The organism is Mucilaginibacter litoreus (assembly GCF_042676805.1).
Classification (GTDB): domain Bacteria; phylum Bacteroidota; class Bacteroidia; order Sphingobacteriales; family Sphingobacteriaceae; genus Mucilaginibacter; species Mucilaginibacter litoreus.
In genome coordinates, this window is record NZ_JBHTHZ010000005.1 from 758,067 (window position 1) to 783,366 (window position 25,300).

Annotated in this window: 29 protein-coding genes and 1 pseudogene; 16 read left to right on the top strand and 14 right to left on the bottom strand. The window is 42.0% G+C overall.

The window, feature by feature from the left end:
• Positions 1–173 precede the first annotated feature (173 nt).
• The 9 genes from ACFQZX_RS11410 to ACFQZX_RS11450 all read left to right on the top strand — a co-directional run bounded on the left by ACFQZX_RS11410 (position 174) and on the right by ACFQZX_RS11450 (position 9,238).
• Entirely contained in the window at positions 174–1,499 is a 1,326-nt protein-coding gene (locus ACFQZX_RS11410; RefSeq protein ID WP_377115233.1) for an inositol-3-phosphate synthase, read from the top strand.
• Positions 1,500–1,789: 290 nt separating this feature from the next.
• On the top strand, positions 1,790–2,164 hold the full coding sequence (locus tag ACFQZX_RS11415; RefSeq protein WP_377115235.1) for a GtrA family protein: 375 nt from the start codon (positions 1,790–1,792) through the stop codon (positions 2,162–2,164).
• Positions 2,165–2,179: 15 nt separating this feature from the next.
• Complete coding sequence (locus ACFQZX_RS11420) at positions 2,180–4,726, top strand: DUF5686 and carboxypeptidase-like regulatory domain-containing protein (protein ID WP_377115238.1); 2,547 nt, start codon at positions 2,180–2,182, stop codon at positions 4,724–4,726.
• Positions 4,727–4,769: 43 nt separating this feature from the next.
• Positions 4,770–5,483, top strand: a complete 714-nt coding sequence (locus ACFQZX_RS11425) for a CDP-alcohol phosphatidyltransferase family protein (protein ID WP_377115240.1) — start codon at positions 4,770–4,772, stop codon at positions 5,481–5,483.
• Positions 5,480–6,088, top strand: coding sequence for a DUF4833 domain-containing protein (locus ACFQZX_RS11430; protein ID WP_377115242.1), 609 nt, complete (start codon positions 5,480–5,482; stop codon positions 6,086–6,088). The genes ACFQZX_RS11425 and ACFQZX_RS11430 overlap by 4 nt, the downstream gene beginning before the upstream one ends.
• A 5-nt stretch (positions 6,089–6,093) precedes the next feature.
• Positions 6,094–6,723: a sterol desaturase family protein gene (locus ACFQZX_RS11435; protein ID WP_377115245.1), complete on the top strand. Its 630-nt coding sequence runs from the start codon at positions 6,094–6,096 to the stop codon at positions 6,721–6,723.
• Positions 6,716–7,654 carry a phosphatase PAP2 family protein gene (locus ACFQZX_RS11440; RefSeq protein ID WP_377115247.1) on the top strand — a complete coding sequence of 313 codons (939 nt, stop codon included), beginning with the start codon at positions 6,716–6,718 and terminating at the stop codon, positions 7,652–7,654. Before ACFQZX_RS11435 ends, ACFQZX_RS11440 begins: the two co-directional genes overlap by 8 nt.
• A gap of 216 nt (positions 7,655–7,870) precedes the next feature.
• On the top strand, positions 7,871–8,614 hold the full coding sequence (locus ACFQZX_RS11445) for a hypothetical protein (protein WP_377115249.1): 744 nt from the start codon (positions 7,871–7,873) through the stop codon (positions 8,612–8,614).
• 60 nt (positions 8,615–8,674) lie between these two features.
• Positions 8,675–9,238: a CAP domain-containing protein gene (locus ACFQZX_RS11450; RefSeq protein ID WP_377115252.1), complete on the top strand. Its 564-nt coding sequence runs from the start codon at positions 8,675–8,677 to the stop codon at positions 9,236–9,238.
• Between the two features lie 123 nt (positions 9,239–9,361).
• On the opposite strand, the gene ACFQZX_RS11455 is transcribed toward ACFQZX_RS11450, so the two are convergent.
• Genes ACFQZX_RS11455 through ACFQZX_RS11465 form a run of 3 tightly spaced genes read right to left on the bottom strand, consistent with a single transcriptional unit; the run spans position 9,362 to position 11,147 of the window.
• Complete coding sequence (locus tag ACFQZX_RS11455) at positions 9,362–9,607, bottom strand: DUF1456 family protein (RefSeq protein ID WP_377115255.1); 246 nt, start codon at positions 9,605–9,607, stop codon at positions 9,362–9,364.
• Between the two features lie 14 nt (positions 9,608–9,621).
• The gene (locus tag ACFQZX_RS11460; RefSeq protein ID WP_377115258.1) at positions 9,622–10,314 is read right to left on the bottom strand and encodes a pseudouridine synthase; all 693 of its coding nucleotides are present in this window, start codon (positions 10,312–10,314) and stop codon (positions 9,622–9,624) included.
• Positions 10,314–11,147: an MBL fold metallo-hydrolase gene (locus ACFQZX_RS11465; RefSeq protein ID WP_377115260.1), complete on the bottom strand. Its 834-nt coding sequence runs from the start codon at positions 11,145–11,147 to the stop codon at positions 10,314–10,316. Before ACFQZX_RS11465 ends, ACFQZX_RS11460 begins: the two co-directional genes overlap by 1 nt.
• A 507-nt stretch (positions 11,148–11,654) precedes the next feature.
• On the opposite strand from ACFQZX_RS11465, the gene ACFQZX_RS11470 reads away from it, so the two are divergent.
• Entirely contained in the window at positions 11,655–12,797 is a 1,143-nt protein-coding gene (locus ACFQZX_RS11470; protein ID WP_377115263.1) for a putative sensor domain DACNV-containing protein, read from the top strand.
• A 71-nt stretch (positions 12,798–12,868) separates the two neighbouring features.
• Here the strand turns inward: ACFQZX_RS11470 and ACFQZX_RS11475 are convergent, their stop codons facing one another.
• The 4 genes from ACFQZX_RS11475 to ACFQZX_RS11490 are packed head-to-tail and all read right to left on the bottom strand — an operon-like array spanning position 12,869 to position 15,632.
• Entirely contained in the window at positions 12,869–13,153 is a 285-nt protein-coding gene (locus tag ACFQZX_RS11475; RefSeq protein ID WP_377115266.1) for a GNAT family N-acetyltransferase, read from the bottom strand.
• Between the two features lie 10 nt (positions 13,154–13,163).
• Positions 13,164–13,805 (bottom strand): alpha/beta hydrolase, encoded by a 642-nt coding sequence (locus tag ACFQZX_RS11480; RefSeq protein WP_377115268.1) that lies wholly within the window; start codon positions 13,803–13,805, stop codon positions 13,164–13,166.
• Entirely contained in the window at positions 13,805–14,743 is a 939-nt protein-coding gene (locus tag ACFQZX_RS11485) for a ring-cleaving dioxygenase (RefSeq protein WP_377115271.1), read from the bottom strand. The genes ACFQZX_RS11480 and ACFQZX_RS11485 overlap by 1 nt, the downstream gene beginning before the upstream one ends.
• A gap of 34 nt (positions 14,744–14,777) precedes the next feature.
• Positions 14,778–15,632 (bottom strand): pirin family protein, encoded by an 855-nt coding sequence (locus tag ACFQZX_RS11490; RefSeq protein ID WP_377115274.1) that lies wholly within the window; start codon positions 15,630–15,632, stop codon positions 14,778–14,780.
• 277 nt (positions 15,633–15,909) lie between these two features.
• On the opposite strand from ACFQZX_RS11490, the gene ACFQZX_RS11495 reads away from it, so the two are divergent.
• Positions 15,910–17,037, top strand: a complete 1,128-nt coding sequence (locus ACFQZX_RS11495; protein ID WP_377115277.1) for a hypothetical protein — start codon at positions 15,910–15,912, stop codon at positions 17,035–17,037.
• 108 nt (positions 17,038–17,145) lie between these two features.
• On the opposite strand, the gene ACFQZX_RS11500 is transcribed toward ACFQZX_RS11495, so the two are convergent.
• The 4 genes from ACFQZX_RS11500 to fabF form a co-directional block, all read right to left on the bottom strand.
• Complete coding sequence (locus ACFQZX_RS11500) at positions 17,146–17,697, bottom strand: dihydrofolate reductase family protein (protein WP_377115279.1); 552 nt, start codon at positions 17,695–17,697, stop codon at positions 17,146–17,148.
• Positions 17,698–17,832: 135 nt separating this feature from the next.
• Positions 17,833–18,222, bottom strand: a complete 390-nt coding sequence (locus tag ACFQZX_RS11505; RefSeq protein ID WP_377115281.1) for a hypothetical protein — start codon at positions 18,220–18,222, stop codon at positions 17,833–17,835.
• A 119-nt stretch (positions 18,223–18,341) separates the two neighbouring features.
• Positions 18,342–18,923, bottom strand: a complete 582-nt coding sequence (locus ACFQZX_RS11510; protein WP_377115283.1) for a Crp/Fnr family transcriptional regulator — start codon at positions 18,921–18,923, stop codon at positions 18,342–18,344.
• Between the two features lie 27 nt (positions 18,924–18,950).
• Positions 18,951–20,189: a beta-ketoacyl-ACP synthase II gene (gene fabF / locus ACFQZX_RS11515; RefSeq protein ID WP_377115286.1), complete on the bottom strand. Its 1,239-nt coding sequence runs from the start codon at positions 20,187–20,189 to the stop codon at positions 18,951–18,953.
• Between the two features lie 164 nt (positions 20,190–20,353).
• Here fabF and ACFQZX_RS11520 point away from each other — a divergent pair, with 164 nt between their 5' ends.
• Genes ACFQZX_RS11520 through ACFQZX_RS11530 form a run of 3 tightly spaced genes read left to right on the top strand, consistent with a single transcriptional unit; the run spans position 20,354 to position 22,457 of the window.
• On the top strand, positions 20,354–20,608 hold the full coding sequence (locus tag ACFQZX_RS11520; RefSeq protein ID WP_377115289.1) for a hypothetical protein: 255 nt from the start codon (positions 20,354–20,356) through the stop codon (positions 20,606–20,608).
• A 20-nt stretch (positions 20,609–20,628) separates the two neighbouring features.
• Entirely contained in the window at positions 20,629–21,426 is a 798-nt protein-coding gene (locus tag ACFQZX_RS11525; RefSeq protein WP_377115292.1) for an NIPSNAP family protein, read from the top strand.
• 50 nt (positions 21,427–21,476) lie between these two features.
• On the top strand, positions 21,477–22,457 hold the full coding sequence (locus ACFQZX_RS11530; protein ID WP_377115294.1) for an SDR family oxidoreductase: 981 nt from the start codon (positions 21,477–21,479) through the stop codon (positions 22,455–22,457).
• Positions 22,458–22,491: 34 nt separating this feature from the next.
• On the opposite strand, the gene ACFQZX_RS11535 is transcribed toward ACFQZX_RS11530, so the two are convergent.
• Positions 22,492–23,169, bottom strand: a complete 678-nt coding sequence (locus tag ACFQZX_RS11535) for a GNAT family N-acetyltransferase (RefSeq protein ID WP_377115296.1) — start codon at positions 23,167–23,169, stop codon at positions 22,492–22,494.
• A gap of 470 nt (positions 23,170–23,639) precedes the next feature.
• Here ACFQZX_RS11535 and ACFQZX_RS11540 point away from each other — a divergent pair, with 470 nt between their 5' ends.
• Together ACFQZX_RS11540 and ACFQZX_RS11545 are read left to right on the top strand one after the other, a co-directional pair.
• Positions 23,640–24,206, top strand: coding sequence for a UpxY family transcription antiterminator (locus ACFQZX_RS11540; RefSeq protein ID WP_377115298.1), 567 nt, complete (start codon positions 23,640–23,642; stop codon positions 24,204–24,206).
• A gap of 63 nt (positions 24,207–24,269) precedes the next feature.
• Positions 24,270–24,662: a helix-turn-helix domain-containing protein gene (locus ACFQZX_RS11545; protein ID WP_377115301.1), complete on the top strand. Its 393-nt coding sequence runs from the start codon at positions 24,270–24,272 to the stop codon at positions 24,660–24,662.
• Between the two features lie 36 nt (positions 24,663–24,698).
• On the opposite strand, the gene ACFQZX_RS11550 is transcribed toward ACFQZX_RS11545, so the two are convergent.
• On the bottom strand, positions 24,699–24,986 hold the full coding sequence (locus tag ACFQZX_RS11550) for a hypothetical protein (protein ID WP_377115303.1): 288 nt from the start codon (positions 24,984–24,986) through the stop codon (positions 24,699–24,701).
• A 182-nt stretch (positions 24,987–25,168) separates the two neighbouring features.
• Positions 25,169–25,300, bottom strand: a pseudogene (locus ACFQZX_RS11555) (SDR family NAD-dependent epimerase/dehydratase); the annotation flags it as partial.

Consider the following 25,300-nt stretch of genomic DNA (forward strand, 5'->3'; position numbering starts at 1 on the left):
ATTCCTTTGCGCCGTGATAATTGCTGACTTAACAGCTTAATTAGTCAAACAGATAGTAATGCGAATATCGCTCACTATATATTAGTAATATGTAATCAGGTTAACCGTCAATCAAAATTATTACAATCAGTAATTTTATTTATGGTTAACATTGCCATTAAAACAAACAGTAAATGAAAATTAACATTAAACCTGCCGAAGGTAAACTGGGTATATTAATACCTGGTTTAGGTGCAGTAGCTACTACCTTAATTGCCGGTGTTGAGGCTGTAAAAAAAGGTATTTCACAACCTATTGGTTCGTTAACACAAATGGGGAGCATCCGTTTAGGTAAACGCACCGAGAACCGTAATCCAAAAATTAAAGATTTTGTACCATTGGCCAACTTAAATGATATTGTATTTGGTGGCTGGGATGTGTATGAGGATAATGTTTATGAAGCAGCGGTAAATGCGGCTGTACTTGAGCGTGGTTTATTAGATCAGGTACGCGAAGGGCTTGAATCTATAAAGCCAATGAAAGCCGCCTTTGATAAAAATTATGCAAAAAACCTTGATGGAAGCCATGTAAAAACCGGCACACGCCAGGAACTTGCAGAGCAGGTAATGGAAGATATCAGGAACTTTAAAGAGCAAAACGGGCTTGATAGAGTTGTGCTGGTTTGGTGCGGTTCTACCGAAGTATACTTTGAAGCATCAGAAATACATCAATCTCTTGCTGCTTTTGAGCAGGCTTTAAAAGATGATGATAAGCGTATTGCACCAAGTATGATCTATGCTTATGCAGCCCTTAAATTAGGCGTACCATTTGCTAACGGCGCACCTAACTTAACAGTTGACATCCCTGCGATGATTGAGCTTGCAAAACAAACCAATACCCCAATTGCAGGTAAAGATTTCAAAACCGGCCAAACTTTAATGAAAACTGTACTTGCCCCTGGCCTGGCAGCACGTTCATTAGGTGTACACGGCTGGTTCTCTACAAACATCCTGGGTAACCGTGATGGTTTGGTATTAGATGATCCGGATAACTTCAAAACCAAAGAAATTTCTAAACTGGGCGTTTTAGAGGATATATTTAAGCCGGAAGATAACCAGGAACTTTATGGTAACATTTTCCACAAAATCCGTATCAACTACTACCCTCCGCATGGCGATAACAAAGAAAGCTGGGATAACATTGACATTTTTGGCTGGTTAGGCTACAAAATGCAGATCAAGATCAACTTCCTTTGCCGCGACAGTATCCTTGCCGCACCAATTGCGTTAGACCTTGCTTTATTCAGCGATATGGCTAAACGTGCAGGTATGAGCGGTGTACAGGAGTGGTTATCGTTCTACCTGAAATCGCCGCAAACCGCGCCAGGTTTACACGCTGAGAATGATATCTTCAAACAGCTTATCAAGTTAGAAAACACATTGCGTTACCTGATGGGCGAAGATCTTATTACTCACCTTGGCCTCGACTATTACGACGATATGTTTGCGGGACAAGAATAAAACCCGCTTTTTAGGGTGTTTAAACGGGTTGTTTCTTTACAGAAACAACCCGTTTTTTGTTTTGGCATATTTGGCGTAAAATAACGATATTCGCACAGCAGAATATAAACCTACTCTCCGGGTTATTTCTCATGTGCCTATACTAACACAGTATTTTTTACGTAGATAGTAACAACTGTATTACAAACGCGTCTACGTACCGGGGATTAGAGATTGGCACAAGTACGTTGATCATGCGGCAGGTCACACAGGTTGAGTAGATAAACAAACAATGCCGAGTTTATTTTTAGATGGCAACATTTGTAAAAGCACAGGCATCGTCATTCATAGCTTCCGTGCTGGATTTTCTTACTACTATAGCCTGTAAAGAGCTGTTTGGCGTTTGGTACGTTGCAGCAAGTTTTATCGGTACTGTAACCGGCGGTATAACCAACTTTGCCCTGGGCAGGGTTTGGGTATTTAAAAAGAAAAAAGAAAAAACAATACCTGTACAGGCCATTAAGTATATTGTAGTGTGGTGTGGCAACCTGGCGCTTAATACTGCCGGGGTGTTTTTAGTAACACATTATATTAAATTAGATTATAAAATATCAAAAGTGCTGGTTTCGCTCTTTGTTGGTTTTAGTTATAACTACTTCCTGCAGAAAAAATTTGTATTTGCTTAATTTTTTAAATTATAGATGACATTTAAGCCTGCGTATAAGCAACTGTTACTTATATTATCTTTATTTACCGGCCTTTGTGCGGCAGCACAGCCAACTATAGTAAGCGGTACGGTTACCGATGCAAGCAATAAACGCCCCCTTCCTTATGTTTCCATCGCCTTTTTAGGCAGTACCATTGGTGTTAACAGCGATAATAATGGTCATTATGCTATAAAGGCTTCGGGCGCCTATCAAAAGCTAAAAGTAAGTTATGTAGGTTATAAAGAAAGCGTTATCAGCATTCAGCCGGGCAAACAACAGGTTTTAAATGTGCAATTGGTTCCGGTAGCTCAAAACCTGAATGAGGTAACTGTTAAAACCAGAAAGCGCCCCAAGTATGATAATGAAAATCCTGCAGTACAACTTATTCGCAGGGTAATTGAAAACAAGCCCAAAAACCGCCCCGAAGCATATAACTATGTTGAGTATAAAGAGTACGATAAAATGCAGTTTTCGCTCAGCAATATATCTGAAAAGGTAAAAGAAAAAAAACTGTTCAGAAAGTATAAATTTATATTTGAGAACAAGGACAGTCTTACCTACCCTGGTAAAACATTACTACCTATCTACCTTAAAGAACGGGTTACACAGGTATTTTACCGCAAAAATCCCGAAGCTACCCGTAACAAGGTATTAGGCGAAAAATCGGTAGATTTTGGTCCTGGCTTTGACAGCGAAGGTATCGGGCAGTACTTTCAGCACCTTTATACTAAGGTTGACATTTACGACAACGATATGATGCTGCTGGGACGACAGTTTTTAAGCCCTATTGCAGACAATGCCCCCACTTTTTATAAGTATTTCATTACAGATACGATCACCCTTGAAACCGGTAAAAAGCTTATACAACTAAGTTTTACACCGCGCAATACTAATAACATACTGTTTGAAGGGGATATCTTTATAACACTCGATGGAAATTACGCCGTACAAAAGGCAGAGCTGATCATCAACAAAAACATCAACGTAAACTTTGTTCGTACCATGAACATTGATCAGGACTTTGAATTGAGTGAGGATGGCCGTTACCACATGAGCCGCAGCAACACCTTTGCCGATTTTGGCATCAGCCAGAAAAAGAAAAGTGGTGTATTTGGCTCCCGAACGGTTGTGCGGCGCGATTTTACTATTAACAAACCGCGCCCTGATACAACCTATATCACTCCTCCCGAAGTTGATGACGAAGACCTGCGCAACCGCCCCGATAGCTTTTGGGTAAAAAACCGCTTCGACACCCTGAGCACTGCCGAATCTAAAGTATACAAGAATATTGACAGCCTGGTACATATGCCATCTTTCAGGCGTACGGCTGATATCATTAACCTGCTTTTTGCAGGCTTTAAAAACTTCGGAAAATTTGAGGTTGGCCCGGCCAGTACATTTTATAGCTTTAACCCCGTAGAGGGTTTCAGGCTGCGTGTGGGCGGGCGTACCACGGCCGATTTTAGCCGGAAGATATTTTTTGAGGGTTATGGTGCCTACGGTTTCAAGGACGAAAAATGGAAGTATTTTTTTGCCACCAGCTACTCGCTGAACGGTAAAAGCATTTATCGCTTTCCGCAGCATTACATACGGGCCAGCATACAGCGCGATACAAAAATACCCGGTCAGGAGCTACAATTTATACAAGAGGATAACGTATTGCTATCATTTAAGCGAGGCCGTAATGATAAATATTATTATAACGATCAGTACCGCTTTGAATACGTCAGCGAGTTTCGGAACCATTTTTCATACTATATAGGCTTACGTAAACTTATACAAACCCCGGCGGGCAGCTTGTTTCCGTTTATTAACACCGCCGCCACACAAACCTTTAGCAACCTAAGCACATCTGAGGCTACATTAGGAGTACGTTATGCACCTAATGAGCAATTTTATCAGGGTAAGCTTTTCCGCGCCCCCATACGTAACCAGTACCCTAAACTTTCTTTGGAATATACCGCCGGCTTAAGAGTATTGAACGGCCAATACCGGTATGACAAAATTGATTTCAGGGGCGAAAAGCGTAACTATGTTGCACCATTCGGTTTTTCTGACGTGGTTATCGAGGCTTCAAAAACATTTGGGCAGGTACCTTACCCCCTGCTTAACATCCCCCGGGGTAACCAAACCTTCGCTTACGTTATCGATCAGTATAACCTCATGAACTTTTTAGAGTTTGTGAGCGATAAATCGGCAAGTGTTATTATCGATCACCACTTTGGCGGCTATTTCTTTAACAAGATCCCACTGTTTAAAAAATTAAAACTACGCGAAACAGCATCATTTAAATCACTTTGGGGCAGCTTAAGCCAAAAGAACACACCTTCATCCAACTCTAATCTGTACCAGTTCCCGACTGATGATAAAGGCGTACCGATTACTTACGCCATTGGTAGTACGCCATATATTGAAGCCAGCGTGGGTATAGAAAACATTTTTAAGTTCATCAGGGTTGACTATGTAAAAAGATTTACATACCTGGATAACCCCGACGTTGCCAAATGGGGTATCCGTGTGAAAATCAAATTTGACTTTTAATCAATAATAGTTAATTTAGGTTTATCTACATTTACCCTCTGAAATGGCACAACAAACATCTATACGTACAAGTGTACAGTTAGGGATATATAAAGTTATTGATCCCTTTGTTAAATTATTGATCAAAATAGGTTTAACACCAAACGCGGTTACTTCTATCGGGTTTGTACTGAATGTAGGCGTAGCAGCAATTTTTATAGTTGGCTCTGAACATGGCAACCGCGGCGATTTTACTTATGTAGGATGGGCCGGCGGACTTATACTTTTTGCAGGTTTGTTTGACATGCTCGATGGCCAGGTGGCACGTTTGGGTAACATGAAATCGGTATTTGGTGCACTTTATGATTCTGTGCTTGACCGCTACAGTGAATTGATCATGTTTTTGGGCATCTGTTATTACCTGGTTGCCCATCACTACTTCCTGAGCTCGATATTTGCATTTATAGCGCTTATCGGCTCTATGATGGTAAGTTATGTGCGTGCCCGTGCAGAAGGATTAGGGGTTGAATGCAAAGGCGGCCTTATGCAGCGCCCCGAACGCGTAATAACCATTGGTGTGTTTGCAATTGCATGTGGTATTGCTTCATCTTACCTGGGCGGCGATTATAAATTATATATTCCTGGCATAAAATGGCATGTTTTTGAAACCATGTCTATCTTTACCTTCCCAATAGCCATACTTGCGGTATTAACCAATGTTACCGCTTTTGGAAGGCTGATGGATGCAAAAAAAGCTTTGTCCGAAAACGAAGAATGAAGCGTACCCTGTTAAGGCTCCTGCTTGCTTTTATTTGCTTTAATGCTGCACCAGGCCTTAACGCCGCCAAAGCTGCCTGTTACCAGGACACAACGGTAAGCGATACTACACCTGTCCGTACAGCTAAAGATGGGCGCGCTTATCCTGTCCTTCCAGCTAATCCCGATCGTTTATTTTACCTGCAACGCTCTACCAATATTAACGCGCTGTCGTACGATATCAATATTGATAAAAGTACAGGTAAACTCAATGAAGATTTACCCATACATGTGTACTGGTTGAGATATGCCGAAGGACATGGTGAACCTTCTGAACTAACTTATGTGCAACGGAAATTTGCATATGGCATAACCTCTAAACCCTTAGGTAACAATCAGTACGAAATCAGAATACTGTCATACAAAAAATTTCCGCTGACATTGATGAAGGCTGCCGACGGAAAATATCATATCTTCGCAGTATTATCAAAGAAGCAAATACAGCTTCAAAATATTTTTATTCAGATTGAAGGCGGTGCAATTTGGTCGCCAAATGTTATTTTTGTAGAAATGAAGGGTACGGACCCCGTTACAGGAAAAGAAGTTACCGAACGTTTTAAACCCTGATTATTATGGCTAAGAAAAATTTTATTTCCAACTCTACAGAATCCGTCCGGATGTTTAAGAGTGATTTTCTGGAAAGCTTATCAAAAGTGCACTATTTTGTGCCGATTATCATATTTGTGCCTGTTATATTGGTTTGCAGCTATTTTGCTTATGATAGAAATATTGGTATTGGCAACTACCTGTGGCTATTCATTGCGGGCCTGTTCATCTGGACGCTTACCGAGTATGTAATGCATCGCTTTGTATTTCACTTTGTACCAAAAGCAAACTGGGCGCTACGCCTGCATTTTATTTTTCATGGCGTTCATCATGATTATCCCAGTGATGCCAAGCGTTTGGTAATGCCGCCATCGGCCAGTATACCGCTTGCCACCGGCTTTTACTTTTTATTTAATGCGTTGCTTCCCGCAAACTATATTTTCGGTTTTTTTCCCGGCTTTATCCTGGGTTACCTGGTATATGATATTTCTCATTACGCCATTCACCATTTTAACTTTAAGGGTAGTTTCTGGAAAAAAATTAAACAACATCACATGCTGCACCATTACCAGGACCCTACCAAAGGTTATGGCGTAAGCTCCCCGCTATGGGATAAAGTTTTTAATTCAGATTTCATTAAAAAGCAGAATGGATAATGCTCCTGGCAATGATGTAAAGATCAATGCAAAGAGTGTAAGTGTTGTTTCTGCTATATCCATTGCGTACTTAATAATTTCCTGGCTGCTGGTAGGCTTTAAAAGCGATCAGCTGGTTTTGATCGGTATATTCAATGTTTTGTTTTATGCATCAGTTGTAACGCGCAAATTCATATTAGGCTTTACTATCTTTATTATTTACTGGGTAATATTTGATTATATGAAGGCCTTCCCAAATTACAACTATAATGATGTAGCCATAGGCGGCCTTTATGGTGCCGAAAAACATATTTTCGGCATTGATCTAAACGGAAAAACAGTTACCCCTAATGAGTATCTGCGCCTGCAAAGCACTAACTTTTTAGATGCGCTTACCGGATTTTTTTACCTCTGCTGGATACCTGTACCACTCGGATTCGCCGCCTTTTTATTCTTTAAAAATAAACGCCAGTTTCTTTACTTTTCATTAACCTTTGTGCTGGTAAACTTACTTGGCTTTGTGGTCTATTATACTTACCCGGCGGCACCACCATGGTATATACAATTTCACGGCTTTAACTTTCATCCGCTTACTCAGGGCAACACAGCTGGCCTGGCGCGGTTTGATAAGCTTTTTCATATTACGCTATTCAAGTCTATCTACGCTAAAGGCTCCAATGTTTTTGCAGCTATGCCTTCGCTACATTCGTCATACCCGGTTATCGTTTTGTATTATGGCATTAAAAACCGCTTAGGATGGGTTAACGTTTTTTTTGCGGTTGTAATGATAGGCATATGGTTTACGGCTGTGTATGCAAGCCATCATTATGTGCTTGATGTTTTGGCAGGCATAGTTTGCGCAATAACAGGCATCTTTCTTTTTAACAGGCTTCTTAGTGCCTCAAATAGTTTCAGCCGCTTTATTAGCCGGTATGAGCATATCATTCAGTAGAATTTTAAGGTGTATAGTTTTTTATACTATCCGATCGGAGAATACATTTTTGCAATCGGTTAATGTTTAATTTTACACAATCTACGCATCAAGTTATTAACAATCAACGCGTTTTAAAATCTGATTATTAACTTAGTGTCATCTGTTAGGTGAGATACTTGTTTAAGGCATAACTTTTGAACAGCGGATAATGTGTTAATCTTTAACGTTTCCGGAATGAAAATTAAAATTATACTTACTTCCCTTATTTTAGCTGTTGCTATCTCCGCTAATGCTAACGACCTGGATAGCCTCAAACAGCAGTTGCAGGCTACAACTAACGATACGCTCAAAGGGGCTATATATACAAAAATTGCTGCCGAATACATGAAATTCGACACAATTCTAAATCGTAACGTCAAAAACTATTACCAAACAGAAGCCATACACTGGTCGTTACAAGCGCTGCATAATTACTCATACTATGAAGACACTACCGGTATGCGTAACAGCTTTGATGCCCTGGCAAAAGTGTACATTGCCCAACGTAAGTTCAGTGAGGCAAAATGGTTCTTACTACAATCAACCAATATCTCTAAACGCAGAAAAGACATCCCGGCTACAATCAATTCTTTGATTCAGCTTTCGTTGGTTAAGGTAGAGATCAAAGAAAATAAACTTGCGCTGCGCGATTTGAATGAAGCATTGAATTTATCTGTGAAGAATAAAATGCCTGCAATGGAAGCGCTTGTACAAAAAAACTTTGTTTACCTGTATAATCGCCTTGACGAGCCCGAAAAAGGTGATATTGCGGCAAAACGTTTAAGTGAACTTAACGAGCAGATAAAGGCCCAGCAAGCAATAGCTATGTCTGGCAATACGCCTGCAACAAAAAAGGCGCTGCCTGCAAAAAAGAAAGTTTACGCTTCTAAAAAATCTTTAAAAAGCCTTCAGTCAACTAAGCGGTTGGCATCCCTGTAAAGTTTTTATTGCGCAGTATACGTCTTTAAACTAAACCGCGTTTATAGTGTCTTACAGGATATGAAAAGATACGTTTTGGGCGGGATATTTTGCTTTCTGGCATTCACTATAAGTTCTTTCATCCGGGTTGATCACAACGATGATTATGCCGCTTTCAAAGATCAGTTTTTAACTCTTATTAACAGAACACGGGCTAAGGGCTGCAAATGTGGCAGTACATGGTATGCGCCTGCACCACCATTAGTTTGGAACGACCAGTTGGAAGATGCTGCCCGGGGCCATGCAAAGGATATGGCCAAACAGAACTACTTTAGTCATGAAAGCAAGGATGGCCGCACCATGAGCAGCCGTATAATAGCTGCCGGATATACCTACAAAGGCTGGAAAAGCTTTATGATAGGCGAGAACATTGCTTACGGGCAAACCAGCATTGAAGAAGTTACCGCGGGCTGGTTCAAAAGCGAGGGGCATTGCCGTAACCTGATGAACCCCGGTTTTAAAGAGATTGGAGTAGCCGAAAAGGACAAATACTGGGTGCAGGATTTTGGTGGCCGGGTGCCGTTTACCGAGGAGCAACAAAAGCTCATTAAAAGCGGCAAGCTCCGTTTGATACAAAAAGATTAAGTTTTAAATCCGGAGTTTGTAGTCTGAAGTCGGTAGTACTTAATCTCAAGTCCTTAGTCAAAGCAAAACTATTCCTCGAGCCCAACAACTCCAAACTAACGACTTAAGACTTTCGACTTCAAACTAAAGACTTTCAGCTTTTTCTTTAGGTGGCATTGGCCCGCGTAGGTGTATCACCAGGCCATTCAGAAAATTACGAAGCAATTGATCTTTACACTTAACAAAGTTGGGATGATCTTCTGCCCTGAAGATGGCGCTTAACTCGGTTTTGGTGGTACGAAAGTTAACCAGCTTCAATATCTCGATTATATCATCGTCGCGTAGTTTTAAAGCTACCCGTAGCTTTTTCATGATCTCGTTATTGCTCATAATGCAAATATAGCTTATTGTAAAGCATCATGCCAGCCCATTAATTTCATTACATCCTTAAACCGCGGCTGTAAACCTGCGCTTATAGTAATAGCGCCCCCGGTAACCGGATGCCGAAAGCTTAACTGACTTGCATGCAGCAGCATAGTTTCCATCTCCCATCTCTCCTTAAACAGTTTGTTTTGTTTGTTGCAGCCATGCGTGCGGTCGCCTATTATGGGATGAAAGATATGAGCGAAGTGTTTACGCAGCTGATGCATCCGGCCGGTCTGCGGCTCTGCCTGTACCAGTGAATAACGCGAGGTTTGATGTTTGCCTAAAGGCACATCCAGTTCTGCCCTGCTGAGTGTTTGATAACTTGTAAATGCATCCTGCAGGGTGCCGTTTTCCTTGCGCAGGGGATAATCAATTGCACCCTCATCCTCTGTATGCCCTCTTACTATAGCTAAATATTTCTTTTTTACGAGATTCTCCATAAACGCCTTTTGCATGGCTACCTCTGTTTCCTTATCAAGCGCAAACAAAAGCACCCCTGCGGTTTTACGGTCGATGCGGTGGGCAGGATAAACTTTCTGCCCTATCTGGTCGCGAAGTAGTTGTATGGCAAACTCAGCTACATCGGCAGCTATGAAAGAACGGTGTACCAGTAAACCGTGAGGCTTATTGATAGCAACAAGATGTTCATCGCGATAAATAATCTCCAGCATCAGCTTAACGAAAATTGAAACTGGCCGGTTACCTGGTTAAGCACATGGCTTTGGCCCGGGGCAAGCGGTGTAGGGTCAATAATAAAAACCTCGCTTTCAAAAAATCGCGAAGCTACACTTATACGGGTATCGCCGGCATGTTCCGCAAACATTTGCAGGGCCAGTTCCGGGTCGTTATTATCTTTAGATAAGTGGGCCAGCAAAACGTGGCTCATATACGATGGCTTATGCTGTATGAACATTTCCAGCGCCTGCCGGTTAGATAAATGCCCCTTGCCCCCACAAATACGTCTTTTCAGAAAATATGGGTACCGGCCCTGTTCCAGCATCTGCTCGTCATAGTTAGCTTCCAGGAAAACGGCATGGCATTGGGAAAAATGGCGGATCAGATGTTCGCATGGAGCGCCAATATCGGTAAACACACCTATGCGCGTATCGCCATTGGTGATCATAAAGCTGTGCGGTTCAACAGCATCATGATGTTTTGGAAACGGCATCACTTCCAGCTCTCCTATCCGTACAGCTTCGTACGAGCGAAGACTAAAGCATAGCTCGCGCGGCACTTCGCCGCAATGGTGTACCGTACCATCGGTAACGTAAACAGGCAGGCGATACTTTTTGGCTAAAACAGCCAGGCCCTTGATATGGTCGGTATGTTCATGGGAAATAAAAACGGCTTTTACTTTTTGGATAGATAAGCCCAAACGCAGCATGCGCTTTTCAGTTTCGCGGCAGGATATGCCGGCATCTACCAGCACAGCTTCATGCTCATTACCAACATAATAGCAATTACCGTTACTCCCCGAATTCAATGACGCAATATACACCGGCATAAGCTGCAAGATAAGGCTTTAGGTTGAAATACTAAAAGCATTAGCTTAAAATTTTCAACAAATCAAATCACCCGGCCCACCTGCCAAACCACTATCAATGACAGATATTTATATACTGACATACTTACACCACCTTAATTATCAAATAAATGATAATCAATGACTTAAAATGTTCACGAACACACAAATGAACACTGTGAACACTCATAATAACCTGACAATCAACCCTGTGACAATTACGCTGACAACACCGTGTCAGTCCCCTTTTGACCGTTTAATTTACCATTGCGGCGACAAAATTTGAATGACCTTGTGCGTGTGAAGCAGTAAGCCAGTGAAATGTAGTTGTTAAAAACAAGCTGTAAAAGCCCCACCGGACCATTGTAAAAGACGCCTAAGTACACGCCCCCTCACCCACAAAAAACGACGTAAAGCTGCAGCATTACTTACAAAATATTAACTTTATTGCCCGAGTATATTCCCTATACTTGTATAGAAATTATACCTATGCTGTCAGAACCTACATACCTGCCCGCCCGTATGGTTGCTTCAGAGATCGAGGCGCATTTTAAACAACATCAGCAGGAAGCAAAACGCAACGCCGGCGGCAATGTAGCTTCGGCGCCCGACAATCACATTATAGAGGCGGTTATCGATATCACGTTTTGGGCAAGTATGAGGCGCGAGGAAGGCCATTCGCCCAACATATCGCTGGCTTTGCTGCAGCCTTCACAGTCGGACAAACCACTGATGTTTGGCGAGCAGCTCCGGCTGACACCGCAAAACCTGATAAAACTTGCCCCTGCGGTTGAGCAGCCCGGCATACACCTGGGCGTTTGGCCCGATGGGGACGACCTGTTTATCTGGGGCACCACCCATAGCGTACCTGCCCTGTGTTTTGTACTGGAGGTTATAGAGCCGGGCTTACTGGTCATCAAACACCGCCGGGTTGACGGCTTTGGAAAATACGTAAATGTAGCCGTTTTACAAGGCGACCAGATTAAGGTACTGGATGAAAATACCATGGGTATTGCCGATTGCCCGGCGCTGATAAAATCCCTGCAAAGTATGCCGTTGCCCACTTACATGGGCGAATCATTCAGCGTGTTAGTGCAGCTGGCAGCCTCCATGCGCCTGCATAAAAGAGGTGGATTGGTTTTCATCGTTCCCTCGGGCAGCGAAAAGTGGCGCGACTCTATTGTGCAACCTGTAAAATACCCGGTTGAACCGCCCTACACGGCTATTAACGACCTAATGCTGCGTAAGGCCAGCGCGGCAGACAAACTGGAGTGGCGCGAGTCGTTATTGGAAGCTATTGACCTGATAGGTGGCTTTACTGCCGTTGACGGGGCAACCATTATTACCGATAAATATGACCTGCTGGCTTTTGGCGCCAAAGCTGCCCGGGCAGAACACAGCCACCCGGTAGGCGAGATCATCATGACCGAACCCGTTGCCGACGGCCGCGCAAGGCGTGTGCACCCGGCGCAAAACGGTGGCAGCCGCCACCTGGCAGCGGCGCAGTTTGTTAGCGATCAGCATGACGCCATTGCACTGGTAGCCTCTCAGGACGGGCAATTTACCGTTTTCGCCTGGTCGCCACAGGTAGGTATTGTACATGCGCACCGTATTGATGTGCTTTTGCTTTGATACACAAAGGCCGCAAAGTGTTATTCTTTGCGGCCTTGTGTTAATCATTGTAACTATAGTAACTAAAACGCTTAAGCTACTAACCTGTCCCACTCGGGATGCCGCTTTAGAAATACTTGTACATAAGCGCACAAGGGAACAACTTTCTGGCCTTTAGCTTCAATAAGCCGGAAAGCTTTTTCTACCAATGCTTCTGCTACTCCCTGGCCTTGTAATTCTTCGGGCACTTCGGTGTGTATCAGGTAGATCTTTTCGCCCCGTACCTGGTAATCAATAAAGGATCGATAACCATCAACGGTTAATTCAAAATTATGAATGGCTTCATTGTCTACCAGCTCTATATCCTCAAATTTCATATTTTTAGCATTAAGCCTCTTCGGCTGTTTTAAAAATCAACTGATCGGCCAGCTTAATTTCATCAAAGCTGATGGTATGCGGCCTGCCTTCATACACCGTTAAGGTAACATCAGCCCCTAAACCTTTTAATACTTCCACACTGTCTTCTACCCTGCTCAGAGGTACATGTGGGTCTGGGTTGCCGGTACCAATAAATATGGGTGTTTGTTTAAAGTCGCCTTTGTAATTACCTTTAATTAATTCTGCTCCAACCAATCCACCTGTAAAAGCAGCTACACCACCATATTGTTTGGCATTGCGGGCAACATATTCTAAACTTAAACATGCGCCCTGAGAAAACCCTGTGAAGTAAATATTTTCCGTACTAAAGCCGTCGGCAACTGCCTGGTTAACCACTTCATCAATCAGGTTCAACGCTGATGATAAGGCCGGCTCATTATCTTCAACAGGCGCCATAAAACTGTACGGATACCAGCTGTTGTTGGTGGCTTGCGGGGCGTAAAGTGCAAAATCCGCGGTATTTAACTGGCCTGCCAGCCGCATAATATCCACTGCAGAGGCCCCACGGCCATGCAGCAATATCAGTGCCCCTTTGGCACCGGCGGCGGGTTTACCGCCGGTGAATAGCTGTTTAATGTGTGTGTACATCATCAATCTAATTTTGGTAAGGTGGTTTCTAATTTGCTGCGGTACTGCTCATACTGTGCAGGTAATTTTAAATGGCTGCCCAATTCTTCCACCGGCTCATCAACCGCGAAGCCCGGGTTATCGGTAGCGATCTCGAACAAAACGCCCCCCGGTTCGCGGAAATAAAGTGAATAGAAGTAGTTACGGTCGATCTTATCGGTAATATGCAAACCTAAAGCGGCTATCTTTTCGCGATACTGCATCAACACCTCATCGTTTTTAACCCTGAATGCTACGTGGTGCACAGAGCCGCCTGCAACATGCCCTGCTGCTTCTCCCGGCACTTCTACCAAATCAACAATGTTCGCGTTTTCAACAGCATCGGTAACAAAGCGGTAACGGTTAACATGCTGCTCTAACAACTTATAACCAAATACATTTGTTAAGATATCTGCTGTTGGCTGCATTTTATTGGTGGTGATGGTAATGTTGTGAAAGCCCTTTGTAGCATTTTCAGCTTTTACCTCATCAGTTTCCCATGGCAGGCGGTTATCCGGTGTTTTAGATGCGATCAACTCGAATTTCAGTCCATCCGGATCTAAAAATGTAAGGTACTGCTCGCCAAACTTTTCGGCCGGTTTGTTATATATCACGTTGTGTTTTTCAAAGCGGTTGATCCAGAAATCAAAGCTGCCTTCGGGTACCGAATAGCCTATCTCGGTAGCTTGCCTTGCCCCTCTCCTGCCAGCTGTTATGCCTTCCCAGGGGAAGAATGTAAGAATGGTACCCGGTGTGCCTTGTTTATCACCGTAATAAAAGTGATAAGTTTCGGGGTCATCAAAGTTGACGGTCTTTTTAACCAGTTTAAGGCCCAATACTTTGGTATAAAAGTCGTAATTTCGTTTTGCGTTACCGGCTATCGCGGTGATGTGGTGGATGCCGTTTATAGTGGTGTTTTCCATGATCTTTTCCTGTTTATTGTATTTAGTTTATGTTTTAAAATTCAAGTGTGCCAAACATGCCTTGTTTATAATCTTCAATGGCCTGGTTAACCTCGTCTGCAGTGTTCATTACAAAGTTGTCTTTAGCCGCCACAGGCTCCTCTATCGGCTCGGCCGACAGGTAAAGTAGCTGCGTATCCTCTTCAGCTGTAATCAATACTTCTTCATTGTCTTTTTCAAAAACAACCAGGTTGTATTGCTCAACAGTTTCCTGGTTAACCGTGATGCTGCCTTTAGCAATGTAAAGCAACGTCCAGTAACCGGCAGTTGCCATTAGCTGTACCTGTTTGCCTTTTTGTATATCGCCCACAATTGAGGTAAGCGGCGTAAAGCTTTTCATCGGACCGGCTTGCCCATCGTAGCTCCCGCTTGCCAGGCGAAGGTTAACACCCTCCTGTTGTAATACTAAAGGTTGTTGTTCTTTTGTGGCCGATTGATAAAAGGGCTCGTCCCATTTATGCGCTTTGGGCGCGTTTATCCAAAGCTGTATCAGCTCTTGCGTGCCGCCGTTTTTAAGCAGATCTTCTGTAGGCCCTTCGCTGTGTAGAATACCTTTGCCTGCAAACATCCATTGTACGTCGCCCGCTTTAATGATGCCGTTATGGCCGGCGCTGTCTTTATGATAACCTTCGCCCTGCAGCTGAAAGGTTACCGGCGCGAAACCCCGATGCGGGTGTGGATGTATCCTTAGCTTTTGGCCGGGAGCAATTTCCTTCGGCTTTAAGTGATGCAGAACAATCACCGGGTTGGCAAACCTGAAATCGGCATGGGGGAGCGGTTGTAAAACGCTTTCCTCAGGGGTTATCTGTTTTTCCCTGCCTTTAAGAATATGTGTGATCTTCTTTTTCATGATTTCCTTTGCTGTTTGTACAATACAAAGATACCTGCATGGCAAAAGCCGCCCAATAATGTAGGTTAAGGCAAAAACTTAATGTAGATTAAGAGTTAGGTTGCTTGTTTAAGCCCGGGATGGTAGATGTGAGAGGAAAGGGTTGGGTTTTAGGTTCTGAGGAGCCGAACAATCCATTGTTATACATTTATAAGAGATTAATTTGTCAATACCTTTCTGTAAATTGCTTTTTAATATTTGACTAAAGCAAACTAAACCCTTAATTTATTTAATTGTAATGCCCACTAAAACTGTTTTTATATTGGATGCTGGTGCTTCTGTTGAAGCTGGCGCACCAGTGATGACTAACTTTTTCGATACCACTGAGGACTTGTATCTAAGTACTAAAATCACAGATCAAACAGATCGTCAAAGTATTCAAAATATTTTTGAATTGATAAAAAAATCATTATCAAGTTATGCAAACTCGAATATTGACTTAAATAACATTGAAACAATTTTTGGTTTATTGGAAATGGCCTCTATTGTAAAAGAGCTACATGATTACGATGAATCCAAGATATCACAACTAAGAAATGACTTGATTATGTTAATCGTAAGAACGTTAGAATTTTCTACCAATATTACTCCATTATATGATGGATTTACGGCGACTAAATCTTATGAGCAACTTTTGGGTTATATTAAACGAACTGGACTTAACAATAACACGGTAATAACCTTTAATTATGACATGGCATTTGAAGCTGCGTTTAGTCAACTGCAGTCCTCGGATTACATAGATTATGGTTTTAGTTACACAAAAACAAAGGCCCATCCTCGTGAACCATTTGGCTTTTATAAACTGCATGGTTCGATAAACTGGTACGAAAAAAATGACGGTACAACTTTAGAGGTGCTTGACATCACTGAGATCGAGCGGTTTAATGTTTATAAAAAATATTTTCAAGAGAAGTTGAGTGGTCGCAAAAAAACTTTTTTGTCAATCAATGAATTAAGGAGATATATTAGTTCATATGAACATTTTCAATATCTAAATTATTGTTCAGAAACACCCTTTATTATTCCTCCATCATGGAATAAAAGTGCTTATCATAAATCTGTAAACTTTATATGGCAAAAAGCGGTAAAAGCTATTACTGAGGCATCGAATATTGTAATTATTGGTTATTCGCTACCAGAAAGTGATTTATTTTTCAAGTATTTATTCACACTTGGCACTTTAAATAATAGTCGCATAAGAAGTTTAAGTGTTTATGATCCTAATCCAGCAATAGAGGAAAACTATAGAAAAATGCTTGGAAATGGTATACTTAATAGATTTAAATTTTACCAGTCAACATTCGCGGAAGCAATGTCCAGTTTACATAGTGTAGCAAACCGAAACATATCAATTGGGTGGTAAAAACTAAAATCTTTTAAGAACTACAAAAAGTTTAAAACACTTTTTTTTCTTATAAAAGTGCTTTCTATAGCCAACTATAATATACAAGTATATACAATGCCCCTCTCTTCACCTCCTCAAATAATGTAATCCCACACAGCCGCATTGCATTACTTTGGTTTCTGATAGCTCCCATTTAATAGGGTCGCTAAGGTCAATGTCGTTAAATAGCCGGGGGCCGGTGCCTATGATAACCGGTTGTATCACTACATAAAATTCGTCTATCAGACCGGCGGCCATGAGTTGCGAGCGCAGGGTCATGCCCCCTATCGAAATCTTTTTTCCGGGCATTGCCTTCAGCTTCAGTATCTCAGCCTCAATATTATCACGCAGGATGCGCGGGCCGCCTTCCACCTGTCCCATGGTGCGCGAAACAACAATGCTTTCAATGGCGGTAAAAGTGTCGGCAAAGTCGGTATCCGTCTTACCGCCGGATCGTTTCTTTGCAACCTCATCCCAGTAAGGTTTCATTAACTCGTACATCTTACGCCCGGTGATATCCAGGTCAACCCCTTTCAGCAATTCGGTAAAATACTCATGTACTTCCGGGTAGCCGCTTAATTTTTCATGGTCGTAGCAGCCGTCTATGCTGATGTTAAGGGCGCAGATTACGTTTCTCATTTTTATAGGGCTTGGTTGTTTCTATCCATTTAATACGATAAAGTTAGCAAACACACGTCAAACGCAGCAAGGTCAATACCGGCAAAAGCAAGGGGCGTTTACGCCAGGCAAACAACAGTTGAACTATAAATCAGCTTAAGGCAGCTGCGGATCAACCTTACGTACCGAAATCACGCTGTCTACAACAAACTTACTTACACCCCGCCATGGCAGGGTATGAAAGTACTCTTTATAATGCAACTCCAGGTAAGCGCCCGCATTGGCGTTCAGTTTCTCGGCCACTTTAGGATCGGTTACCGAGAACATAAACTCGTTCGACTGGACGGCCCCTTGCCCCGGGCTTCTGAAACCGGCCTGTATCAGGCGGCCTTCGTAGGTTTTGAATACATAGCCTTTGTGTACAAAGTAGTTCATGGTGCCGGCCTTGGTGCCATCGCCAAAAACAAAGTAATACCGGTAGTAAAAAATCCCGATGATCACCAATAATAAAACAATTATGGATATGGTAATAACGCGTCTTTTCATAATCAGCTGGTTAAGTGACTATATAACCTTTAAAGCCGTTAATAGTTCAAAAAAAATTAGTGATTGAGATGTGTCGTTGTTTAAGCAACCAAACAACTGCTTAAACGTTGAAGTTGTTATTACTTCACCAGCGTCGTATTCAGCATTTTGCTTAAAAACTCCGGTGTAACGCCAATGTAGGATGCTACCTGCTTTTGAGGAAGTGACCTGATGAGGGATGGGTAAAGTTCGCAGAAGTTGCCGTAACGCTCCATTGCCGATAGTATGGAGTTATCTATCTGCCGGTGCTGATAGGTAGCGATGGCATTCTGGGCAATCACACGGTTAAAATGTTCAAATTTGGGGATAAGCGCGTTCAGCTCCTCAAAGTCGTTCCTGCTGATAAAAAGTATCTCGCTTTCTTCAATAGCGTCGATGCTCAGGCGTGCCGGCTCACCGCTCAACAGACTGCGCATATCGGTTATCCACCAGCCTGAGGGTGCAAACTGCAGCACATGTTCGGTGCCGTTCTTATCAACCGCGTAACTGCGAAGGCAACCTGATATCACAAAAATAGAACGTGTACTTACATCGCCGGCTTCCAGCAAAAACTGTTTACGCTTTACTTTTTTATAATGAAAGCGCGATTTCAGCTGCTGCTGCTCCTCTTCGGTCAGGGCAACATGTTTGGCAATGTTATCAAGTAATAGCTGGTGCTCCATAGGCTAATCAACAGCTAATATACGCTTTTACACCTTTCTGAAAACAGCGATACCATTATGCCCGCCAAAACCAAAAGTATTGCTCAAGGCAACATTCACCTGTTTATTAATAGCCTCTTTCGTAACAATGTGCAGCCCGGCAGGTACTTCGGGGTCGATAGTGGTTGTATTTATAGTAGGCGGTATAATATTATCCTGAATAGCTTTTACTGAAATGATGGCTTCTATTGCACCCGCTGCACCCAACAAGTGGCCGGTCATGGATTTGGTAGCGCTTACCGCAAAGTTGGCATTTCCCCCAAAAACCGCGTTGATCGCCCTGGCCTCGCTTAAATCGCCCACGGGTGTTGAGGTAGCATGCGCATTTACATAGTTTACCTCATCTATATTAATGCCGCCATCCTCTAACGCCAGTTTCATGCCTCTGATAGCGCCTTTACCTTCGGGGTGTGTTGCGGTGATGTGGTAAGCATCGGATGTCATGGCTGCACCAGCTACCTCGGCATAAATTTTAGCGCCTCGTGCTTTTGCATGTTCATATTCTTCCAAAACAAGCACACCTGCCCCCTCGCCCATCACAAAGCCGTCCCTCTCCACATCAAACGGACGGGAGGCGGCTTCAGGCGAATCGTTACGTGTTGACAACGCTTTAAGCGCGTTGTAACCGCCAATAGACCCTTCGCTGATAGGCGCATCGGCACCGCCTGTAACAATAATTTTTGCTTTACCCCAGCGGATATAATTTAAAGCATCCATTATAGAGGTGTTTGCCGTTGCACATGCCGAAGCAGTAGAGAAGTTGATCCCCATAAAACCATATTTGATGGAGATAAGTCCTGATGCCATATTGACCAGGGCTTTAGGAATGAAGAACGGATTAAAATGCGGTGTTCCGTCGCCGGCATAATACTCTTTTAACTGATGTTCAAAGGTTTCAAAACCGCCCTGTGCCGAGCCAAGTATCACACCAACATCAAAAGGGTCAACCTGATGCATATCAAAACCCGAGTCTTCTACCGCTTGTTTTGCAGCAGCAAGGGCGTATTGCGTATACAGGTCGCTGCGTTTAATTTCATTACGGTCAAGCAGTGCGGCGGGATTAAAATCTTTTACTTCGGCGGCAAAATGGGTTTTGAAGTTAGCAGCATTAAAACGGGTAATGCTGGCAGCGTTGCTGCGGCCGTTAACTATGTTAGTCCAAAAACTGTTGATATCATTTCCAGCCGGCGAAATAACGCCCATGCCTGTAATAACTACTCTCTTCATGCTAAGTTATATTGCTAAAAGCCGGCCAAAAACATTTTACCGGCTTTTAAACACGGGCGCAAAGGTAAATAAGTGTAAGCTTAAAAATGCAACTGTTTGGTAAACTTTATTTAGTTTTAAATACCTGTAAGCAAATTGATAAATTGCGCCCAAAAACGTGCCGTATGCAGGAACCATTTGACGTATTGGTAAACGGGATTGTTTACTCCGTTTTCCCAGAGGAAGATAATGTTTACACTATTTTTAAAGCCGGTAACGAGTTTGGCAAGATTGAAAAAGATACCGACAACGTTTGGATTATGCTGAACCCCGAAACCGAAACACCCATGTTTGGGGACATACCAGAAGTAAATGCCATTGGCAATGCCATCAGCAATTATGTGCCCGAAGATGATGAAGAAGACGGGGACGAGGAATAAAAACCTTATATTGTAGCATTATGAAAAGACGCTCTTTTGTAAAAAAATCCTTTTTAGGCGGTGCTGTTGCTGCCATATTACCCACTGTGACAAAAGCCCGGCCACAGGTAATAGAGTCTGCCGGGCAGGAGTTTTACGAACTGCGGGCTTACAGGCTTAAAGACGCAGCACAACAACACCTTGTAGAAAGCTACTGGAAAGATGCTGCAATACCGGCTTATAACAAGGCAGGCATCAAAAACATCGGTGTTTTTACCGAGCTTGATCCGCAGGGGCAAACAAAGGTTTTTGTTTTGATACCTTACGCAACTATCAATCAGTTTAACCAGATAGAAAGCAGGCTGGGCAAGAATGCAGAATATAACAACAAGGCTGTTAACTATCTCAATGCAGCAGCCACCTCTCCTGCTTATGAACGCCTTGAAACCTCTTTATTAAAGGCTTTTTATAAATCGCCTACACTGATAGTACCGCAGCGCAAGGAGCGGATATTTGAATTACGCCAATACCAGAGCCCAACCGAGGCTGCAGGCGAGAAAAAAATCGAGATGTTTAATGACAAGGGGGAGATAGACATTTTTAAACGACTGGGCTTTAACCCTGTATTTTGGGGCAAAACAATCATTGGTGCCGACAGGCCGAACCTTACCTATATGCTAACCTTTGATAATATGGATGCAAAGGGCGCACACTGGAAAGCTTTTGGCAGCGACCCGCAATGGAAAAAGATAAGCTCGGTACCGGAGTATGCCGATGCGTTGCTGGTATCTAAAATAATCTCTACCCTATTAAAGCCAACTGATTACTCGCAGATATAAGTACCGCTGAAACACTTATCGCATTATCAGGTTATTATACAAATTATCTGATGATGAAAGAGATTAGATTAACAGGGAAAACCATCGTTATTACCGGCGCATCAAGCGGTGCAGGCCGTGCGGCAGCAGTTGAATTTTCGCAATACCAACCCAACCTGGTACTGGCATCACGCAATGCGGAGGTGCTTGAGGAAGTAGCGGCCGAATGCCGCGGGTTTGGTGCCCAGGTACTGGTAGTTCCTACAGATGTTACCGATGCCAAGGCCGTTATACAACTGGCCAACACTGCCAACGACTGGCATAACCGTTTAGATATCTGGATAAATAATGCCGGCGTTTTAGCCGCCGGAGATTTTGATGCCACTCCTATTGAGGTGCATGAGCAGATCATAAAAACCAACCTGCTGGGGTACATGAACGGCGCGCATGCCGTTTTACCATTCTTCAAATCTCAAAATCATGGTGTACTGATCAACAATATATCTGTAGGCGGTTTTACCCCCCTGCCTTACGGAGCCGGGTATTCGGCAAGTAAGTTTGGGCTGACGGGATTCACCGAATCGCTGCGAGGGGAGCTCACATCGTGGCCGGAAATTTATGTATGCGATTTGTTTCCTGCCTTTTTAGATACGCCGGGCATACAGCATGCTGGCAATTATACAGGCAAGCAGTTAAAACCCGCACCGCCGGTATATGACCCTAAGCGCCTGGCCGAAGCTATGGTTAATGTAGCTAACAACCCGCAATCTGTCACTTACGTGGGCAGCACCTCTTTGGTGCTTAAACTATCTCATGCTTTATTCCCCAGACTAACAGCCAGTATTACGGATATGATAATGCGGAAATATTTTAAGGTAGCCGCGCCTATCTCATCAACAAGCGGCAACTTATTTAATACGGTTAATTACGCCATGTCACCTTATGGCGGGTTTGGGCGCCCTGGTAAACCAAGGGCTCATCGTAAATACATTGCAGCCGGCTTAGCCGCAGGTGTATTAGCAGGCTTCTGTTTAACCCTGTTTAAAAAATAACCCATCATAAAGGCAGAGCGAAAAGTCTCTGCCTTTATGATATACTGCAAACGTAACCCAACATTTCGGTACGGTTTTCAAAGCCTAATCGTTTATAAACGCTTATTGCGCCTGTGTTTTCCTGCAGCACATGCAAAAAAGGCACTTTTCCGGCAGCTGTAATTAATTTTATCTGATGATTTAACAGAGCAGCAGCATGGCCTTTACCAACATGTTCGGGATGGGTACAAACGGCGCTTATTTCCACATAACCTGCCGGTTGCATGCGATGCCCGGCCATGGCCACCAAAGCATTGTTATCAAAAATTCCTGTATAATTGGTAAACTCAATGGTACGCTGCAGAAACGGCCCGGGGTTCGTCAGTTTTGTAAGTTCAAGCATCTGTTCCACATAGCCGGGACCCAAATCAATTATGTTTGTGCTTAATGCGTCAGTACCCTGGCGGTTATACATCATCTGGAACATCTTAAATTCGCGAAGAATTTTAAACGGTAGAGGAACATCTACTTTTGTAGTACTGAAAATCACAAAGGTACTTCCCGGTGGCAGGATGCTTGCAAGTTGTTTGAAATCGTTTATAGAATTTGTTTCCATCCCTGCGAACGGCGCTACATCCTGTTGAAAGAATAAAGCGTTACCAGCGCCAACAGCAAATGCTTTATTACCGGTTAAAAGCGCATTAAAAATGGGGTTATCAAGTACATGGGCCATAACTGCTGCAAACTTAGCAGATACCAACTAATTAGCTGACATGTGTTGGTAAAAACAAAAAAGTCCTGCAGGCTACACTTGCAGAACAATTATTATTACCGGCCTTTGTTTAATCGATAAGCATAGCCATATTCATATATGTTAAATAGATAGAAAATGCACCGCATCTATCCACACTAAATTTTAATCCACATTATTAAACTTTACTGAAATAAATATATTTTAATCATTAGATAAGTTTAAAAGTTATTTTTTTTTAAACCCATTTATAATTATTTATTAAATTTAATTAATTTATACTTCTTGAATTAACAATTTGATAAAATATTTCTCTAAACTTTACACTATTTCACACTTTAATACAAGCCATTATACAGAATCAAAAAATCCTGAACGATAACTACATTTAGTATTAAATTAGTAATAATTAAAATAATACTGTAAAATATTAAATAACTCTCATAATCAACATGATTGCAAATGCCCCTCAAGCAGTAATTAAATCCGGCTTTACGCCTGTAAAAAGCTGGATGGTAGTTTATACCCGATCGAACTGGGAAAAAAAAACATCGGATATTTTAAAAGCGCAGGGAATCTCATCCTATTGCCCCTTAATAAAAGTACGTAAAAAATGGGCAGACCGTTATAAAACCCTTGAGCAGCCTTTATTTAAATCTTACTTATTCGTTCAGATAACGATGGCCGAACAGATAAAGGTGCTACAAATATCAGGAGTTATAGGTTTTGTTAAACATTGTAATGTTCCGGTTTCAGTTTCGGGGACGGAAATAGAGCGTATTAAAAGTATCATAATGGCCAACAATACTAACCTTGAGATTGTTAACTACAAGAATTTTAGTATCGGAGAAAAAATTATAGTTAATAATGGACCTTTCATTAACCAGGAAGGACAAATCAAGGATATCAACGGCTCAACGGTGCTTATGGTATTAGAGCAATTAGGATGCGCATTAATATTAAAGATAAGTCAAAGTAATGTTACCCGTATTATGCAGAACCATTCCATACTTAATTGATACTGTTACGTTTCTTATTATTCGAAAAAAATTCAACCAGTACATTTTTTAAAATCTAAATCAATGGAGCATTTTGGTCAAATCGTAGAGAAAGTAATAAGAAGGGACGGATATAGCATTAGTGAACTTGCCAGGTTAACCAATGTTAACAGGCGATCGGTTTATAATTGGTTTAAACAAAAACGCCTCAGGCCTGAAATAATTTATAGGATTGGGCTTGCCTTAAATTATGATTTTTCAAAAGATTTTCCTACTTTATTTAATGTTAACGAATTTAAAAACATTAAAAACAGTCAGCAATTACTAAATAACAGCTGGGTTATCCCTCATGAAGAAAAAAGTGAAAGTTACTGGAAGGACAGGTATATCAGTTTACTTGAAAAGTATAACGATTTATTAAGAAGCAACGTTCAAAATTTAACGCAAAATTCTAAAGTAACAGATACAACGCCTTAAAACTTAATAAGTACAAGTGTTAGTTTAGTTCCGTGCTTATTCAATATTCGATACCAGTCCGCTTAATAAGTACCCCACCTCTCTTAAAAACTTAAGCTGTGGCCCTAATACTCCCATTGTCATTTCCGGATTTGAGTTATCTATAATAGTATCAGAGATTGTTTGTATCATAATCTCAAAATCATTTCCGTGAATAGACATAAAGGTTTCACAAGCTTGCAAAAAATCTACTATGTCACTTGAATTTATATTATAGGTAGCCCCCTTAAATTCAACAACCATATTTTTTGCTACGGCCGGTTCGAAATCCATAATTGTACTCATGATGTGTTTAGTAAAAGATTAACAACAGTTAAACATTTTCTGATATTTTTTAAATGTATAGCTGTGAAACTAAGCTATGAAAACACTTAAAATTCAAGACTTTATTTAACGTTTTATCTTTTATACGTAGACCAATATAATAAGTTTAATATTTATTAAAAAAAATAGTTATAAACAATGTATTATTTTTGGTACACTAAATTTCGATGAGTAAAGTCCTTATGTTTTATTTCCTGTTCGGGCAGGGATTTAAAGTAATCATACGTGATCTTTAAACCTTCGCTGCGCGATACCTTAGGTTCCCATCCCAAAAT

Excerpts from the sequence above, each read along its gene's own strand:
- ACFQZX_RS11505 (WP_377115281.1), bottom strand. The coding sequence starts at position 18,222 with ATGAAAAGACGCGTTATTACCATATCCATAATTGTTTTATTATTGGTG.
- ACFQZX_RS11540 (WP_377115298.1), top strand. The coding sequence starts at position 23,640 with ATGATTGCAAATGCCCCTCAAGCAGTAATTAAATCCGGCTTTACGCCT.
- ACFQZX_RS11530 (WP_377115294.1), top strand. The coding sequence starts at position 21,477 with ATGATGAAAGAGATTAGATTAACAGGGAAAACCATCGTTATTACCGGC.
- ACFQZX_RS11420 (WP_377115238.1), top strand. The coding sequence starts at position 2,180 with ATGACATTTAAGCCTGCGTATAAGCAACTGTTACTTATATTATCTTTA.
- ACFQZX_RS11465 (WP_377115260.1), bottom strand. The coding sequence starts at position 11,147 with ATGCCGGTGTATATTGCGTCATTGAATTCGGGGAGTAACGGTAATTGC.
- ACFQZX_RS11485 (WP_377115271.1), bottom strand. The coding sequence starts at position 14,743 with ATGGAAAACACCACTATAAACGGCATCCACCACATCACCGCGATAGCC.
- ACFQZX_RS11475 (WP_377115266.1), bottom strand. The coding sequence starts at position 13,153 with ATGAAATTTGAGGATATAGAGCTGGTAGACAATGAAGCCATTCATAAT.
- ACFQZX_RS11545 (WP_377115301.1), top strand. The coding sequence starts at position 24,270 with ATGGAGCATTTTGGTCAAATCGTAGAGAAAGTAATAAGAAGGGACGGA.
- ACFQZX_RS11435 (WP_377115245.1), top strand. The coding sequence starts at position 6,094 with ATGGCTAAGAAAAATTTTATTTCCAACTCTACAGAATCCGTCCGGATG.
- ACFQZX_RS11520 (WP_377115289.1), top strand. The coding sequence starts at position 20,354 with ATGCAGGAACCATTTGACGTATTGGTAAACGGGATTGTTTACTCCGTT.
- ACFQZX_RS11495 (WP_377115277.1), top strand. The coding sequence starts at position 15,910 with ATGCCCACTAAAACTGTTTTTATATTGGATGCTGGTGCTTCTGTTGAA.
- ACFQZX_RS11440 (WP_377115247.1), top strand. The coding sequence starts at position 6,716 with ATGGATAATGCTCCTGGCAATGATGTAAAGATCAATGCAAAGAGTGTA.
- ACFQZX_RS11410 (WP_377115233.1), top strand. The coding sequence starts at position 174 with ATGAAAATTAACATTAAACCTGCCGAAGGTAAACTGGGTATATTAATA.
- ACFQZX_RS11430 (WP_377115242.1), top strand. The coding sequence starts at position 5,480 with ATGAAGCGTACCCTGTTAAGGCTCCTGCTTGCTTTTATTTGCTTTAAT.
- ACFQZX_RS11470 (WP_377115263.1), top strand. The coding sequence starts at position 11,655 with ATGCTGTCAGAACCTACATACCTGCCCGCCCGTATGGTTGCTTCAGAG.
- ACFQZX_RS11415 (WP_377115235.1), top strand. The coding sequence starts at position 1,790 with ATGGCAACATTTGTAAAAGCACAGGCATCGTCATTCATAGCTTCCGTG.
- ACFQZX_RS11445 (WP_377115249.1), top strand. The coding sequence starts at position 7,871 with ATGAAAATTAAAATTATACTTACTTCCCTTATTTTAGCTGTTGCTATC.
- ACFQZX_RS11510 (WP_377115283.1), bottom strand. The coding sequence starts at position 18,923 with ATGGAGCACCAGCTATTACTTGATAACATTGCCAAACATGTTGCCCTG.
- ACFQZX_RS11535 (WP_377115296.1), bottom strand. The coding sequence starts at position 23,169 with ATGGCCCATGTACTTGATAACCCCATTTTTAATGCGCTTTTAACCGGT.
- ACFQZX_RS11480 (WP_377115268.1), bottom strand. The coding sequence starts at position 13,805 with ATGATGTACACACACATTAAACAGCTATTCACCGGCGGTAAACCCGCC.
- fabF (WP_377115286.1), bottom strand. The coding sequence starts at position 20,189 with ATGAAGAGAGTAGTTATTACAGGCATGGGCGTTATTTCGCCGGCTGGA.
- ACFQZX_RS11500 (WP_377115279.1), bottom strand. The coding sequence starts at position 17,697 with ATGAGAAACGTAATCTGCGCCCTTAACATCAGCATAGACGGCTGCTAC.
- ACFQZX_RS11490 (WP_377115274.1), bottom strand. The coding sequence starts at position 15,632 with ATGAAAAAGAAGATCACACATATTCTTAAAGGCAGGGAAAAACAGATA.
- ACFQZX_RS11550 (WP_377115303.1), bottom strand. The coding sequence starts at position 24,986 with ATGAGTACAATTATGGATTTCGAACCGGCCGTAGCAAAAAATATGGTT.
- ACFQZX_RS11460 (WP_377115258.1), bottom strand. The coding sequence starts at position 10,314 with ATGCTGGAGATTATTTATCGCGATGAACATCTTGTTGCTATCAATAAG.
- ACFQZX_RS11455 (WP_377115255.1), bottom strand. The coding sequence starts at position 9,607 with ATGAGCAATAACGAGATCATGAAAAAGCTACGGGTAGCTTTAAAACTA.
- ACFQZX_RS11425 (WP_377115240.1), top strand. The coding sequence starts at position 4,770 with ATGGCACAACAAACATCTATACGTACAAGTGTACAGTTAGGGATATAT.
- ACFQZX_RS11450 (WP_377115252.1), top strand. The coding sequence starts at position 8,675 with ATGAAAAGATACGTTTTGGGCGGGATATTTTGCTTTCTGGCATTCACT.
- ACFQZX_RS11525 (WP_377115292.1), top strand. The coding sequence starts at position 20,629 with ATGAAAAGACGCTCTTTTGTAAAAAAATCCTTTTTAGGCGGTGCTGTT.